Raw genomic sequence first — 14,534 nt, 5'->3', positions numbered from 1 at the left:
AATGAAAAAGTGCTGGATGGTGTTGATCAGTCTGTGCGTCGCGTTCGCAATGCCAACATTCGCTGATACCAAGCCTGAAGAGGCAAGTCGAGCTAAAAAATTGCTTGAACGTGCGGTGGAGCATTACCGCGATGAAGGCGATCGCGCGCTGGCTGCTTTCAGTCGGCAGGGTCCCTTTCTTGAGGGTAATCTGTATGTTTTCGTCATTGATAGCGAAGGGGTAATGCTCGCCAGCAGCGGTCCATCCCACGCGTTGATTGGTCGGAATATCAAGCCGTTACTGGATGACAGGCTCAAGCTCGATTTTGAAGCGGTACTATCGGAGTCCGGCGAAGGGGTCCGCGAGGGCGAGTACCGTTGGGTGAACCAGAGCACGGGCAGGGTCGAGCGTAAAAAAGCTTTCTACCAGCGGGTCGGCGACCACATCCTGGCCGTTGGTTATTACCTCGGCAGACCTGGTGAGGCAGAAGCGAAAGCTTTGTTGGGCCGTGTCACTGAAGACCTGAAAGAAAACCGTCACAAGACTCTCAACGCGATCAACTGGCTGGACCCCCGGTATATCCAGGACGAGCTATATGCTTTCGTTGTCGATCTGCAGAGCAAACAGTTTGTCGCCCACGGCTATGATCTGAATCTGATAGGCCAGGATTTTGTTTCGCTCAAGGACCGGACTGGCAAGTCCATCGGGCAGGACATGCTTGATCTGATCGATGATCAGCCCGAAGCGACATACTCCTACCAATGGCGTAACCCCGTTATCCGCAAGTTTGAAACGAAGCAGGCGTTCCTGCGTCGTCAGGACGATCTGTTGATAGTGGTCGGGCATTATTCAAATCTTGAAGCCGATTCAGAGGCAGTGCCGAACAACAATTGAGTATCAGTGCCGGGGCAGTCAGGGTCTGTTTCCGCTTCATCGCGAGCCGCGTTGCTGTGTCAAATGTCGCCAGGCAAGGCGCGGGACGCAGGTAATGGTTGTTCCCTTGCCAAGTCCCGCAACGCCGCATGGCGTCATTTGCCGCGCAACCCGAAGGGACGGGGCTCGTTTAGCGCAGCACTGCGTTACTCGTCGCTCATTTGGAACAACCAAATCACGCTCCTCGCGCCTTGTTCTGCACCAAACGGGCCTCCGTCGCGGCCGTGATGAAACGGGAACAGACCCTAGCTCAAAGGCGAGCTTTATTTATTGTCCGGGACTGCAGCCCGTGGCGCATCGGCACTTGCCAAAGGTGTCGTGTGCTCATCCATCGCGCGTCCGAGTTCTTCCCTGAGGACCTTGCCGAAGCGCAACTCGCCGGCGATGGTCCAGTGGTCACCATCGCGAAAATACAGGTTCTGACAGTCCATCAACTGATGGCCTCCGCTCAGGTTGAGCGTCTTGATGGAGGAGCGGTAGTCGATTCCTTTATATGTCTGCGCCGTATCGGCGATGCGATCATCAAGCTGTTCGAATGTATCGCGCAGGGGTTTACGGATTTCAGGCGGGGATTCACAGCCGTGGAGCACGTATTCCCTGGGTAGGATATGCGGCTCGGTCCACGGGCCGAGCCAGACGACGCGTGAGTATTGCTCGAGCTGCTGCAGATATTGCAGAGTTCCATCTATATAACGCTCGTTTGGCACGAAACCCGTGTGGCTCTGCTCACTCAGGGCGGCGCGTGAAACGGTGCGGCCTTCTGGCGTCTGCAGCAGGTAAAAGCCCGCTTCGTTGAATATCACGGTACGGAACAGATCGGGGTGCTGCTGCAGCAACTCGCGAAACCCCTGGTACTGACATCTGTCCTGGTGCGGATACGGGATGCAGCCGTTTTGCAGAAATCCCACGATGAACTGATCGTCCATGTTGACCGACAGCGCATTGAATACATTCATGCCGTGGGAGTCCCCAAGGATGGCGAGGCCGGGGCCGTGCGTCTGCCGGCACTTCAATATTCGGTCCGTCGTGGAAGGAGTAATCAACTCGCGCGCAAAATTGCAGGGTTCGTCAAACCGGGGGGTTTGTTTGGGTTCATTGCTTTCGACCAGTTCCAGCGCACGCAGCTGATCACCGGTCAGTTTCCGCTCGTGCATCTGAATGGGAGCGGGGTAGAAGGAGGCGAAGACGGTGCTCATGAACAGCGTTGCTGAAAAGGCCAGAGCGCCGGCAAAAATTGTTTTGCGAGGGAATTTCCGGCGCTCACGGAAGGGACTTTCCACATATCGCCAGGAGAGATACGCCAGCACAAAAGTCAGGACGATCAGTCCGAGAAAATCCACAGTGTCGAGATTATTGAGTGTACGTATACGTGCAAAGGCAAAGAGTGGCTGATGCCACAGGTAAGCGCTATAACTCATCAGCCCGATCAGTACCACGGGCGGCAGCGCCAATAGCTTCCCGACCCCTGTTCGATGATCGGCGAAACCGATGATCAGTGCCGTCCCCATCACGGGTGCGAGAGCATATATGCCTGGGAATGGCGTTTGTGCGTCGAAGGTGAAAACGGCGATGACAATCAGCGCCAGGCCTGCCAGGGACAAGGTCTCGGAAAGCCAGCGTGTAGTGCTGGACCAATACTGAGCAGTCAATGCCAGCAAGGCGCCGGTGAGCAATTCCCAGGCGCGGGAGGGTAGCAGGTAGAAGCTGGCGGAGGGATGCGTGACAGTCAGGCGGGTCGCCAGCAATATTCCCGCAGCGATAGCGAGCACGATGCCGGCGATCAGCAAGCGTTTGTCCAGCTGCCTCACTAATAGAAGACCCAGCGGAAAAAACAGATAGAACTGCTCCTCGACCGCCAGCGACCAGGTATGTAACAGGGGCGTCAGCTCAGCGCCAGTGCTGAAATAGTCCGTGTCCCACCAGAAGTAGATGTTGGATGCGAACAACTGAATGGCGGCGATGCTATAGAGAAAATCGCGAAACTCCGAGGGCAGCATCCACCACCAGGCGAATGGAATGCAGAACAGGGTAACCAGCGTCAGGGCAGGGTACAGGCGACGAACGCGTCGCTCGTAAAAGCGCGCGAGACTGAAGCCGCCGTTCTGAATTTCGCTATAGAGAATCGAGGTGATCAGGTGACCGCTGATCACAAAGAAAATATCGACGCCCACGAACCCGCCGGCCATGGCTTCGAAACCCGCGTGGAAGAATATGACAGGAACCACTGCCACGGCGCGTAAGCCGTCTATCTCCGGACGGTAGGCGATGGTGCGGTCATGCGTCGGCTGCATTGGGGTCTGCTCTCGAGTCTGCAAGGCCCTCTGAGCGACAGGACTACGGCCGGCGATGTTACTTGGGTTTGGTTATTTGCCGACCCGTCTGCTTGACAAGATGGGCGGCTAATCCCGTAGAAGAAGACGGTCCGCTTCAGACAGGCAAGCATGGGTTGCACGCCTGGTCCATTTGGCATGTGCATGTCGGAGCGAGCAGATAAATCCTTGCTCGGTGAGACCTGGTAATGCAGCAAGCTATCGGGGTGTTTTATGCATCCGTGTCCGGCACCGACTCTCGCCCCTCTCTGATTGTGCGGTCTATCCGAGGTTCCCAGGCATAGCGGTAGGAAGCGGGCTGCGTCACAATTCTGGCAGATGATTCTAAAGTGCCAGTTTCTTGTCATTGATAGTTCATTTGGATGCCCCCGGCTTGTCACGCCAGCTCCTCATCATGTGCCGGCATTCAAAACAAACTTGATGAGGAACACCGGATGTCCACGGATATGCAACGTCACGTGATCATGGTCGACAACGGCGATGCCGACGAGCCGCTTAGCACCCGCCAGATGAACCCTCTTTTTTCAGGCATTCTGGAAGCCCGCCTTGGTCGTCGCCAGATACTCAAAGGGAGCGCCGGTGCCGCTGCTATCGGTTTCATGAGCCTGGGGCTGGCCGGTTGTATCAGCGGCTCCGGCGGTGATAATGACGAACCGGAATTGGCACCGGGAGAGGAGGAGCCGCCAGCGCTGCTGGGCTTTTCTGCTGTGCCGGTCAGCTTTGAAGACCAGATCACCATCCCTGAGGGCTACAGCCACCAGGTCCTGATTCCGTGGGGCACGTCCCTGATTGATGGCGATACGCGTTTCAGAATTGAGAGCACCGGCGCTGAGCAAGCTGATCAGGTGGGTTCGCACCATGACGGGATGCATTTCTTCCCGATCGATGGGAGCTCGGAGGACGGTTTGCTTGTGCTCAACCATGAATACGTTGAGCCGCGCCTGATGCACGCTGCCTATGCTGGTCAGGATCTGGGTTCAGGCGCTGTATTGCTTAGCTCGGATTTGAAACGGGTAGATGACGAAGTATTGAAAGAAATGAACGCGCACGGGGTCACGGTGGTGCGCATCGTCCGGAACCTGAACGGTGAGTGGCAGGTTCAGCCTGACGGCTATAACCGCCGAATCACAGCGCTGACACCGATGAAGCTCTCCGGCCCGGTCGCCGGAAGTGATCTGGTCAAGACCTTGTACAGCCCGGATGGCACCGCAACGCGCGGTACCATCAACAACTGTGGCAGCGGCGTAACGCCATGGAATACCTACATGGCCGCCGAGGAAAACTGGGCAGGCTATTTCGTCAACGAGGGAACCTATCCGCGCGAGCACGAGCGGTATGGGGTGCCGCGTCCGAAGGAAGATGGTACGAGGGCTTCGGGCAAGTACGAGTGGCACCTGGCCGAATCCGGTAACGATGAGTACGTGCGTTTCAATGCAACGGACAGCGGGGCCACGGCGCTGGACGACTACCGCAACGAGCCCAATACCTTCGGCTGGATGGTCGAGATCGATCCGTTCGACCCTGATAGTACGCCGGTCAAGCGCACCGCCATGGGCCGCTTCGGGCATGAGGGCGTAGTGTTTGCTCCGGCTGTCGAAGGCAAATCTGTGGTGTGCTACTCGGGTGATGATTCGCGTTTCGAATATATCTACAAGTTCGTCAGCCGCGATCCTTACTACCAGGCCAGCGCCTCGGGAGCCTTGCTGGACAACGGAACGTTGTATGTGGCGCGCTTCAATGCCGATGGCAGTGGCGAATGGATGCCCTTGGTACACGGCCAGAACGGCCTGGATGCATCAAACGGGTTCGCTAGCCAGGCGGAGGTGCTGGTCAACACACGTCTGGCTGCAGATCGTTTGGGCGCGACACCGATGGATCGCCCAGAATGGGGCGCCATCGACCCGGCTAACGGCGACGTGTACTTCACGCTGACAAACAACAGCCAGCGTGGGGAAGACGAGACCAACGAAGCCAACCCGCGCGGACCGAACACTCATGGGCACATCATTCGCTGGGCCGAGACCGGTGAAGACCACGCAGCAACCTCCTTCGAATGGGATATTTTCCTGTTCGCCGGCGACAGCGGTGAGAGTGGCAAGCCAACGAGCATAGGCTACGACCCGAACGGCGAAAAGCTGACCGCTGACAACATCCTCAGCTCGCCGGATGGCATGTGGATTGATCCGGACAGCCGCGTGTGGATTCAGATGGATTCGGGCGATACCGATCCGTTCGGCAACTGCGCCATGCTCGTGGCCGATCCGACAACAGGCGAACTGAAACGCTTCCTCGTCGGGCCGGTGGGGCAGGAAATAACCGGTATCAGTATGACGCCGGATCAGCGCACGCTCTTTATCAACGTTCAGCACCCCAGCGGGGATTGGCCTGATTACGATCCGTCAGTCCCGCCGCGTTCTGCAACCGTTGTGGTGTGGAAGGATGACGGCGGCATAGTCGGCACCTGAACTTCGGCAAGGTCCGGCGGCGGAGTTTCCGCAGCCGGACCTGATGTTGATCAAGTCGTTTTACGCTGTGGTGAGATATAAAGCCAGGGCATTTACTCGTGGAGAATGGTTATGGGAATCGGCGGAATCAGCATCGGATCATTATTGATTGTTCTGGTCATTGTCATGTTGCTGTTTGGCACCAAACGGCTGCGCAGCATTGGGAGCGACCTGGGCGGTGCACTCAGTGGTTTTCGCAAGGCAGTCAAGGAGAGCGACGACACCCGTGAAGCGCTTGCCGCGACGGTGGAGCGTCAGGATGGGCAGGGTTCGACAGTTCACGCTGATCGCTCCGCAGCCTGAGCGAGGGCACGGCCATGTTCGATAGCGGAATGACCGAGTGGTTGGTGGTGGCTGTGGTGGCGCTGTTGGTGTTGGGCCCCCAGCGTACCCTGACCACGATGAAGATGGCCGGGTTGATGTTGGGCAAGGCGAAGGCTGCGTTGGCTGACGTTCAGCAGCAAGTCGAAAAGGATCTGCCGACGGAAGAGGTGAAGCTGCTCAAGGATAATGTCCAGGCGCTACGGCCTTCCAATGTGAAGAAGAAAGTCGTCGAGCTGGCGGTCGGTAGCGGGCAGGGTTAGGTTCAGTCGAAGAGCCTAATAACTGCCCGCACCGGTTAGCTTACTCTGGCACGTCGCAGGGTGGCATGAGTTTGCGCGTGTCCTCCTGAGGGAAGCCGTCACGAGTAAACTGACAGCCAAAATTCGAATTAGCCATCTCTGCCGGGTCGAGCAGATCATCCCCGGGTGGTTTGACGCCTGTTTGTTCCCACTGGATCATCGCATCGAAGGTCTCGGTGAATTCCGCTATCGAAAAATCGCAGTGGGCGGGAGCTCTTATCGCGCGTTGTACCAGCAGGTCAGCGCTTCCCGCCGCTTCGGCACGTTGACGGTAAATCTGCTGCATGCTGATAGGTACGAACAGATCACCCAGGGTGTGCACGGTAACAACCGGGACATCGAACTCGCCATTGATTGCCGGAACCCAGCGAAGCCCGTCGTCGCGTTGCGCGTTGGCGCCGGAAACTGCTTCAGCCTGGGCTATGGTTGCGTTGAAGTTCTGCTCGGCAGGGGTCAGAGGCTCACCCGGGTTGCCTTCGAAACGATAGGTGATGTCCGTGGTGTCGACGGCACGTTCTGCAGTGATACCCGTGATGGTGCCGTCTGTGCCGAGAAAGCCCTGTAACAGATCCTGGAACCCACCAAATGACCGGGGATAGATAGGACGTTCGCCGCCGGACAGGTTTTGCAGGATCTGGAAGAATACGAGGCCCTTCGAGGTCAAGCCCAACGGAGTAGGATTGGTCTCATAATCGAACCAGAGTTCCTGGTGGGCGACCGTCAGTTTTTCTTGCGCTTCTTCGGGCGAAACCGGGAATTGCGCGGCGCCAACGCCAGCCACTTCGAACAGGGCAAGCCCGTAGGCTGTGAAGTAGTCGAACAATGCCGTGTCGCCCATCACTCCGCACATAGGCGCAGCGCCTGCGTACTCAACCACATTGTTCGCGGTCGCCAATGTTTCGCGTTCGATCGCGGCGCCGGCAACATGGCCGCCCATGGAGACGCCCGCAATGTAATACTTGCCAGGTGCCGGCAATGCACGACCGTTCTGCTCGGCGATATCTTTGAAGGCCAGCGCCAGCGCATTGGTGTCTTCGACGCCTGCGCGCACATCATAAAAGTTGGCGCTGTAGCTCGAAGCAGCCCAGGCGTATTCATTTTCCAGCAGATATGTTCTGAAGGGCGGGCTGTCTACGGTCAGCTCTTTGCCTTCGCCGCGATATTCATGGGCCCACATCACCAGCATGCCATTCCAGTTTTCCGGCACTTCGACCCTGTATCCGGCGCCCTGGTGGACACCCCACCAGCGATCGGTTCCCGGATATCCGGGCAGGGCTTCGAACGGGAGGGATTCTTCATTGACGACGAATAAGCCGTCATCAATACGGGCTTGCTGCTCTCGTGCCGGTTCGTGGATAGGGGCGGGCGCGTCACTGCTGCTTCCGCCGTCGAGGCAGCCAGCGACCAGGACAATGCTCAAGGGAATACCGGTGACTGCTCCTTTTTTAAGCGCATTCATCTTGTTCATTATTTTTCTCCGGTTGCCGAGTCGTTGGTGCTGTTACGGGCCGGGGCGGCTCGCTCGGCTAATTGGAGTAAAGATCCAGGCACGCAGGATGGCAACGCCGTTGAGCGGGGGACCAATCCCAGCGTATGCCGGATCAATGGTCGTTATTTTGTTTCAGGCCTCACGGCGGTTGAAACTTTACTGTCATAATCGCCAGGTAGGTTGCAGGGCCAGGTGCGGCTTGGTGTGAGCGGCATCGCCATTGATACGGTTACAAAGCCGGCTACTGCTATGCGAGCTCCGGTTGATCCCTCGCGATCCAACCGGAAGTGAATCCGCTCACAGTTTCGTATACAGGGGCTAACACCCGGACGGGTGATTGAGGCTATATCAAGACCAGCAGGCCGCTAGGCTTGAGGTATTTTCGCTAAATTCTCACCCATTCAGGGGGGGTTGCTGGGGTATAGCAAATTCGTGACAATCCAGATCATTACAAGTCGGCGCCGGCTTATAACAATATTTTTGCAAAGAAAAGTCAGTAATGTGTAAGCATCTGATCATGGCTTCCGGATCGGAGCCTTCCTTGCCTTCGGAGAAAGCATGCCCTTGGTCGCCCGTTTAACCTTAGACCCTGCGCTGAAAATCGCCACTTTCATCTTGATTGCGATCACAGCGGTGGTGCTGGGGCGCCTCAGCTGGGCCTTGATTGAGCCATCGAGTATCCTGCCGAGCGCCGAGGCGGCTGCCACCCAACCGCTACTGACATCCTCAGCGAATGGTTCCCGGGGTGGTTTTCGTGAACTGGCTGCGCTTTCGATATTCGGCGCCTCCAACAATTCCAATTACTCTGTAGTCAATGCGCCAGACACCACATTGAGCTGGGTACTTAAGGGTGTGCTTTCCGATCGTGACCCGGAACGTAGCTCAGCGATACTTTCCCCTCAGGGGCAGCCCGAAAAACTCTATCGGGTCGGCGCATCTTTGCCCGGTAACGTGCGGCTCGAACAGATCCTGTCGGATCGGGTCATCCTTGCCCGAGATGGCAAGCTGGAAACGCTGCGATTAAAACGCGAGTCGGCTACCAATGGAAAAAAAGCGCCGTCGCGCCCGAAACCCGGTGCGTCTAACGCCACCCTGACGCCCGATGGCGGCGTCGCCACTATTGATCGCGAGGCCTGGGCGAACGATCCGCAGCGTTTTCTCGAGGTTATCAGTGCCAACCCTGTCATGCAGGACGGCGAGATGTATGGGCTGGAAGTCAATCCCGGTCGCCAGGCTGGCGAGTTCGAAGCAGCAGGGTTGATGCCGGGCGATGTAATCCTCGCGGTGGAAGGTACCCCGGTTTCGGAAATCCAGGATTACCGCGACATACTCCAAGAGCTTGGCGGCTCTAGCTCCGTATCGGTTTCGCTGGAGCGTGATGGCCAGCCGACCGAAATTACTATAACGATGGACTAAGACACGATGCCGACGTTGTTCTCATTTAACCGTTATACCCTTCCCGTGGCATTGAGTCTGAGTTTGCTGGCTTCGTCCATTGCTGCGCAGTCGCCGGATAGCCCAGTGGGTAACCCCAATGAGGAACTGGTGTTGAATCTGCGTGACGCGGATATCAATGGACTGATCGAGATAGTGAGCCTGGAAACCGGTATCAACTTCATTGTTGATCCGCGCGTTCGTGGCCAGGTAAATGTGGTGTCGGGTAAACCGGTCCGCCGGGGCGAGCTGTACGATCTGTTTCTCGGTGTGCTGAAATCCTACGGTTTCGCTGCGGTGGAAGGTTCCGAAGGGGTTGTCCGGATCGTGCCCGAGGTGCAGGCGAAGGAGAACGAGGTCGCCGGATTGAATGAAGACAGCCGCGGCGACGAAGTCATCACTCACGTCATCAGCGTCAAGCACATCAATGCCGGCCAGCTGGTGAGAATTCTGCGGCCATTGGTCCCGAAAGGCGGGCATCTGGCCGCCGCAGCCGAATCGAATACCCTGGTGATCGCCGATACGGCAGCGAACGTACGGCGTATCGAAGGGCTTATCCATCGAATCGATCGGGAGTCGATGGATGATTTTGAAATCATCCCTCTGGAGCATGCTGCGGCAGCCGACATCATGCGGATGGTGCAGGGCCTTGAGGGCGATAACAGCGGCGATGAGTTCAACAAACGCACTCGAATCATTGCTGACGAGCGAACCAATACCATCATTCTGCGAGGGGAAGCGGCTCGTCGAGCGTCACTGCGCAAGATGGTCTATCAGATGGACGTGCCGGGCGATAGCGGCAATAGCCAGGTGCACTATCTGCGATATGCGAAGGCGGAAGATGTGGCTGAACTGCTTCGTGGGATCGCCGAGGGACGTGATCGAAATAACGTGCAAACCAGCGAAGATGGCGCTGCCGGTAGCATGAGTAGCATGGACGAGTCCAAGGTGCGTATTCAGGCGCACGAAAGCACCAATTCGGTAGTGATATTCGGTCCTGCGGAGCTGACCCGCGACCTGTCCGGCATCATCACTCAACTGGACATTCGCCGAGCCCAGGTTCTGGTCGAAGCGGTGATCGCCGAGGTTTCCTACGATCGCGCCAAGGAGCTCGGCGTGCAGTGGGGTATTGGGAACGATAACGGCGGTGTCGGTATTATCAATTTCAATCGCGGCGGCCGCGGTATCGTCAACCTTGCCGCAGGGGTCAACAATTTCCTTGAGGGCGATGTCACCACGCCGCCTTCGCTGGCCGATGGGGCTACCTTCGGTGCCGCCGGTAATATAGGCAGTACCCAGATCGCCATGTTGGTCAACGCGCTGCAGGGCGATAGCTCGAGTAACATTCTGTCTACGCCCAGTCTGTTGACGCTGGACAACGAGGAAGCCGAGATCGTTGTCGGCCAGAACGTTCCGTTCATCGTCGGGCGATCGGTTGAAGATTCAGGTCAGGCGTTCGACACCATCGAGCGGCAGGACGTGGGTATCAAGCTGAAAATCAGGCCGCAGATCAATGAAGGTAATGCGGTGCGTCTCGAAATCGCGCAGGAGGTGTCACAGATTGCGCAGGGTGCAAGCGGTGCAGCTGACATCATTACCAACAAGCGCAGCCTGACCACTACCGTGATGGTGGACGATAACGAACTCATCGTTCTTGGCGGATTGATTGACGACCAGATGGTCGAGACCCGCGACAAGGTACCGGGGCTGGGTGATATTCCTGGCCTGGGCCGGTTGTTCCGGTATGACACAGGGCGTCTGGAAAAGCGTAACCTGATGGTTTTTCTGCGGCCGGTCATCATCCGTGATACCGCTGTAGCAGAAAGCGTGACTCACTCGAAATATACTTATATTCGTGACCAGCAGCTCAAGGAACAGGAACGCGGCGACCGCATGCTGCCCAGCGATAGCATGCCGGTATTGCCCGACTGGAACTATCTGTTGAGCCTGCCACCGCCGTTCGAAAACGCAGCCCAGGGCGGCGTGCCTGTCAAGACGGCTATTCCTGCTCCTCCGAAAGTGAATTGAGGCGGCTGACATGAGCGAAAGCGAAATCAGCGATATCAGCGATGCCATTGCAGATCCCGGCCAGCAGGCCGAAACGGGGTATCGCTTTGCCCGTCGTTTCGGTGTGCTTACCGGAAATCTCCAGGACGGTTTGCTCGATGTGTTCGTACGTTCGGATTGTGATCCGCAGGCATTGCTGGAGCTGCGCCGCCGTTCGGGGCACCCGCTGCGTCCCCTGATGCTTGATGATGACGCCTTCGCCGCTCGCTTGCGAGACCGCTATGAGCGCTCGGCAAACGATGCCATGCAGCTTGTTGAAGGTCTGGATGACGGTGATCTGATGTCGGTCGCTCAGTCGCTGGCTGAGCCCGAGGATTTGCTCGAATCCCAGGACGAAGCGCCGATCATCCGTCTGATCAACGCCTTGCTCTCCGAGGCCGTGAAGGAAAACGCGTCGGATATTCATATCGAACCCTTCGAGAATCGCTTGTCGATTCGTCTGCGCGTCGATGGTGTGCTACGCGAAGTGCTGGAGCCGCCCCGCGCATTGGCGCCGGTAATTGTGTCGCGTATCAAGGTCATGGCAAAACTGGATATCGCCGAAAAACGGTTGCCGCAGGATGGTCGCATAGGTTTGAAACTGGTGGGTCGTGCCGTGGACGTGCGGGTTTCCACCCTGCCTTCGGGCCACGGAGAGCGGGTCGTTCTTCGTTTGCTGGACAAGCAGGCTGGACGTCTCGAGCTGCGTCACCTGGGGATGTGTGAACAGCATTACGAAGCGATGGAGCGTGTGGTTAACAAGCCCCACGGCATCGTGCTGGTAACGGGTCCGACCGGCTCGGGTAAAACCACAACCCTGTACTCGGCCTTGATGCGCCTCAACGACCGCACCCGCAATATCCTGACGGTAGAAGATCCGATCGAATACTATCTGGACGGGATTGGCCAGACCCAGATCAATTCCAAGGTGGATATGACCTTTGCCCGCGGCCTACGCGCCATTCTGCGTCAGGATCCTGATGTTGTGATGGTCGGTGAGATCCGCGACATCGAGACCGTGCAGATCGCCATTCAGGCCAGTTTGACTGGGCACCTGGTGTTCTCGACCTTGCATACCAACACCGCTGTGGGCGCGATAACGCGTCTGCGTGACATGGGCATCGAGCCGTTTCTGTTGTCATCCACGCTTAACGGCGTCCTCGCGCAGCGGCTGGTGCGAACTCTGTGTCCCTCGTGTCGTACGCCGCATATCGCCACGGCGAGTGAATGCAAACTGATGAACGTTGATCCGGCTAATCCACCCACCTTGTACCGCCCGGGCGCTTGTGCTGCGTGCAATCAAAGCGGGTACAAGGGGCGGACCGGTATCTACGAGCTTATCGAAATCGACGATACCCTGCGTGGCCTGATTCATGATGGCGCCAGCGAGCAGGCGATGGTCAGGCATGCGCGTATCGAGCAACTCGGCATTCGCCAGGATGGCCTGCGTCGCGTATTGATGGGCGACACCACGCTGGAAGAAGTTCTTCGCGTCACCAGGGAGGACTGAACATGCCTGCTTTCGAATATGTAGCGTTGGACCAGGCGGGCAAGACCCGTAAAGGTGTGGAGGAGGGCGATTCCAGCCGCCAGGTACGTGGCCGGTTGCGTGACCAGGGATTGATGCCGATGTCGGTGCATCAGGTAGCGGAGCGTCACGCTGCACTGCGCATGCCGGTATTCCAGCCGCGGGTGAAACCCCTGGAACTGGCGCTTGCAACACGACAGATGGCAACGCTGGCCCGGGCCGGTATGCCCATCGAAGAAGTACTAGGCACCGTGGCCCGGCAAAGCGAAACGCCGAAGGTCAAATCGACCTTGTCCGCCGTGCGCACCCGGGTCATGGAAGGGCTGCCGCTGGCGCATGCGCTGGGGGAGTTTCCTTCGGTATTTCCATCGATTTATCGAACCACGATCGCTGCGGGGGAATCGGCTGGCCGCCTGGACCTGGTTCTGGAGCGCCTTGCGGACAACGTTGAAGCGCAGAATGCGATGCGTCAGAAGATTCAGCTGGCCATGTTTTACCCTGGGGTACTTACCGTGGTTGCCTTGTTGGTGACCGTTGCGCTGCTCACCTACGTAGTACCCGAGGTGGTGCAGGTCTTTACCGGCATGAATCAACAGCTGCCCTGGCTGACCCGCGCGCTGATCGCTACCAGCGATGCCCTGCGTAACTGGGGGCTGGTGATGGCGATAGGGATGGTCGCTGCCTACTTTGCCGCCAAGGAAGTACTCAAGCGACCCAAGGCATTGTATCGCTGGCATGCCTGGTTGCTCCGGTTACCTTTGCTTGGGCGCCTGATCCGCGGCCTGAATACGGCCCGTTTCGCTCGAACCCTGAATATCCTGGCCGGCAGCGGTGTTCCGCTACTCGAGGCCTTGAATATGAGCGCCAGCGTGATTTCCAATGTACCTATGCGCGACGCCGTCAGTGATGCGGCGAAGCGGGTCAGGGAAGGCGCCGGGGTGGGCGCATCGCTGGAGCGAAGCGGATACTTCCCACCCATGACGCTGAGCCTGATCAAGAGTGGCGAAAGCAGCGGCACGCTGGACCAGATGCTGGAAAGGGCAGCCGAAACACAGGAACGCGAACTGGAGGCGCGTATAGCAATCGTGATGGGCGTTTTCGAACCCCTGCTGATTCTGGCGATGGGCGGCGTAGTACTGATCATTGTACTGGCCATTCTTCTGCCGATCTTCGAACTCAATCAACTGGTTAACTGACATGCTCAAGACTATGAAAAACACAAGAGCGCTACAGCGCGGTTTCACCCTGATCGAGGTCATGGTGGTGGTCGTAATTCTCGGGATTCTGGCGGCAGTCGTCGTCCCGCGCGTCATGGATCGTCCCGACCAGGCGCGTGTTACCAAAGCTGAAAACGATATACGTGCGCTGGAAAGTGCACTGAACCTTTACCGTCTCGACAATTTCAACTACCCGACCACCGAGCAGGGCCTGAATGCGTTGGTAACCCGGCCATCAGGTGACGCGACCGCACGAAACTGGCGTACAGGTGGCTACATCGACCGTTTGCAGAAGGATCCGTGGGGTCGTGAATACCAGTATCGTCGCCCAGGTCGTGGCGACCGGGAGTACGATCTGTTCAGTCTCGGCGCAGACGGCCGCCCCGGGGGTGAAGACTCCAACGCTGACATCGGGAACTGGGATCCCGAACAGGACGAGCGGCGCTGAAC

Annotated in this window: 11 protein-coding genes; 9 read left to right on the top strand and 2 right to left on the bottom strand. The window is 57.7% G+C overall.

Features of this window, described 5'->3' with window-relative positions:
* The first annotated feature begins 1 nt into the window (after window position 1).
* Complete coding sequence (locus FZE95_RS08655; protein ID WP_150300460.1) at window positions 2–874, top strand: cache domain-containing protein; 873 nt, start codon at window positions 2–4, stop codon at window positions 872–874.
* A 302-nt stretch (window positions 875–1,176) separates the two neighbouring features.
* Here the strand turns inward: FZE95_RS08655 and FZE95_RS08650 are convergent, their stop codons facing one another.
* On the bottom strand, window positions 1,177–3,204 hold the full coding sequence (locus tag FZE95_RS08650) for an acyltransferase family protein (RefSeq protein WP_150300459.1): 2,028 nt from the start codon (window positions 3,202–3,204) through the stop codon (window positions 1,177–1,179).
* A 473-nt stretch (window positions 3,205–3,677) separates the two neighbouring features.
* Here FZE95_RS08650 and FZE95_RS08645 point away from each other — a divergent pair, with 473 nt between their 5' ends.
* The 3 genes from FZE95_RS08645 to FZE95_RS08635 all read left to right on the top strand — a co-directional run bounded on the left by FZE95_RS08645 (window position 3,678) and on the right by FZE95_RS08635 (window position 6,331).
* The gene (locus tag FZE95_RS08645; protein WP_223825009.1) at window positions 3,678–5,708 is read left to right on the top strand and encodes a PhoX family protein; all 2,031 of its coding nucleotides are present in this window, start codon (window positions 3,678–3,680) and stop codon (window positions 5,706–5,708) included.
* 111 nt (window positions 5,709–5,819) lie between these two features.
* Window positions 5,820–6,050 carry a Sec-independent protein translocase subunit TatA gene (locus FZE95_RS08640; protein WP_150300458.1) on the top strand — a complete coding sequence of 77 codons (231 nt, stop codon included), beginning with the start codon at window positions 5,820–5,822 and terminating at the stop codon, window positions 6,048–6,050.
* A 14-nt stretch (window positions 6,051–6,064) separates the two neighbouring features.
* Window positions 6,065–6,331 (top strand): twin-arginine translocase TatA/TatE family subunit, encoded by a 267-nt coding sequence (locus FZE95_RS08635; RefSeq protein ID WP_150300457.1) that lies wholly within the window; start codon window positions 6,065–6,067, stop codon window positions 6,329–6,331.
* 40 nt (window positions 6,332–6,371) lie between these two features.
* On the opposite strand, the gene FZE95_RS08630 is transcribed toward FZE95_RS08635, so the two are convergent.
* The gene (locus FZE95_RS08630) at window positions 6,372–7,838 is read right to left on the bottom strand and encodes an alpha/beta hydrolase (RefSeq protein ID WP_223825008.1); all 1,467 of its coding nucleotides are present in this window, start codon (window positions 7,836–7,838) and stop codon (window positions 6,372–6,374) included.
* Window positions 7,839–8,417: 579 nt separating this feature from the next.
* On the opposite strand from FZE95_RS08630, the gene gspC reads away from it, so the two are divergent.
* The 5 genes from gspC to gspG are packed head-to-tail and all read left to right on the top strand — an operon-like array spanning window position 8,418 to window position 14,532.
* On the top strand, window positions 8,418–9,275 hold the full coding sequence (gene gspC / locus FZE95_RS08625) for a type II secretion system protein GspC (RefSeq protein WP_150300456.1): 858 nt from the start codon (window positions 8,418–8,420) through the stop codon (window positions 9,273–9,275).
* Between the two features lie 6 nt (window positions 9,276–9,281).
* Complete coding sequence (gspD, locus tag FZE95_RS08620) at window positions 9,282–11,321, top strand: type II secretion system secretin GspD (RefSeq protein ID WP_150300455.1); 2,040 nt, start codon at window positions 9,282–9,284, stop codon at window positions 11,319–11,321.
* 10 nt (window positions 11,322–11,331) lie between these two features.
* On the top strand, window positions 11,332–12,849 hold the full coding sequence (gene gspE, locus FZE95_RS08615) for a type II secretion system ATPase GspE (protein WP_150300454.1): 1,518 nt from the start codon (window positions 11,332–11,334) through the stop codon (window positions 12,847–12,849).
* A 2-nt stretch (window positions 12,850–12,851) separates the two neighbouring features.
* Window positions 12,852–14,063 (top strand): type II secretion system inner membrane protein GspF, encoded by a 1,212-nt coding sequence (gspF, locus tag FZE95_RS08610; protein ID WP_150300453.1) that lies wholly within the window; start codon window positions 12,852–12,854, stop codon window positions 14,061–14,063.
* Between the two features lie 13 nt (window positions 14,064–14,076).
* Window positions 14,077–14,532, top strand: coding sequence for a type II secretion system major pseudopilin GspG (gene gspG / locus FZE95_RS08605; RefSeq protein WP_163983127.1), 456 nt, complete (start codon window positions 14,077–14,079; stop codon window positions 14,530–14,532).
* Window positions 14,533–14,534 lie beyond the last annotated feature (2 nt).

The sequence above is a fragment of the Pseudomonas profundi genome (genome assembly GCF_008638305.1).
In the GTDB taxonomy this organism is placed as follows: Bacteria; Pseudomonadota; Gammaproteobacteria; order Pseudomonadales; family Pseudomonadaceae; genus Halopseudomonas; species Halopseudomonas profundi.
The sequence above is the reverse complement of the archived record's forward strand: the minus strand, read 5'-3'. Positions and strand labels throughout refer to the sequence as shown.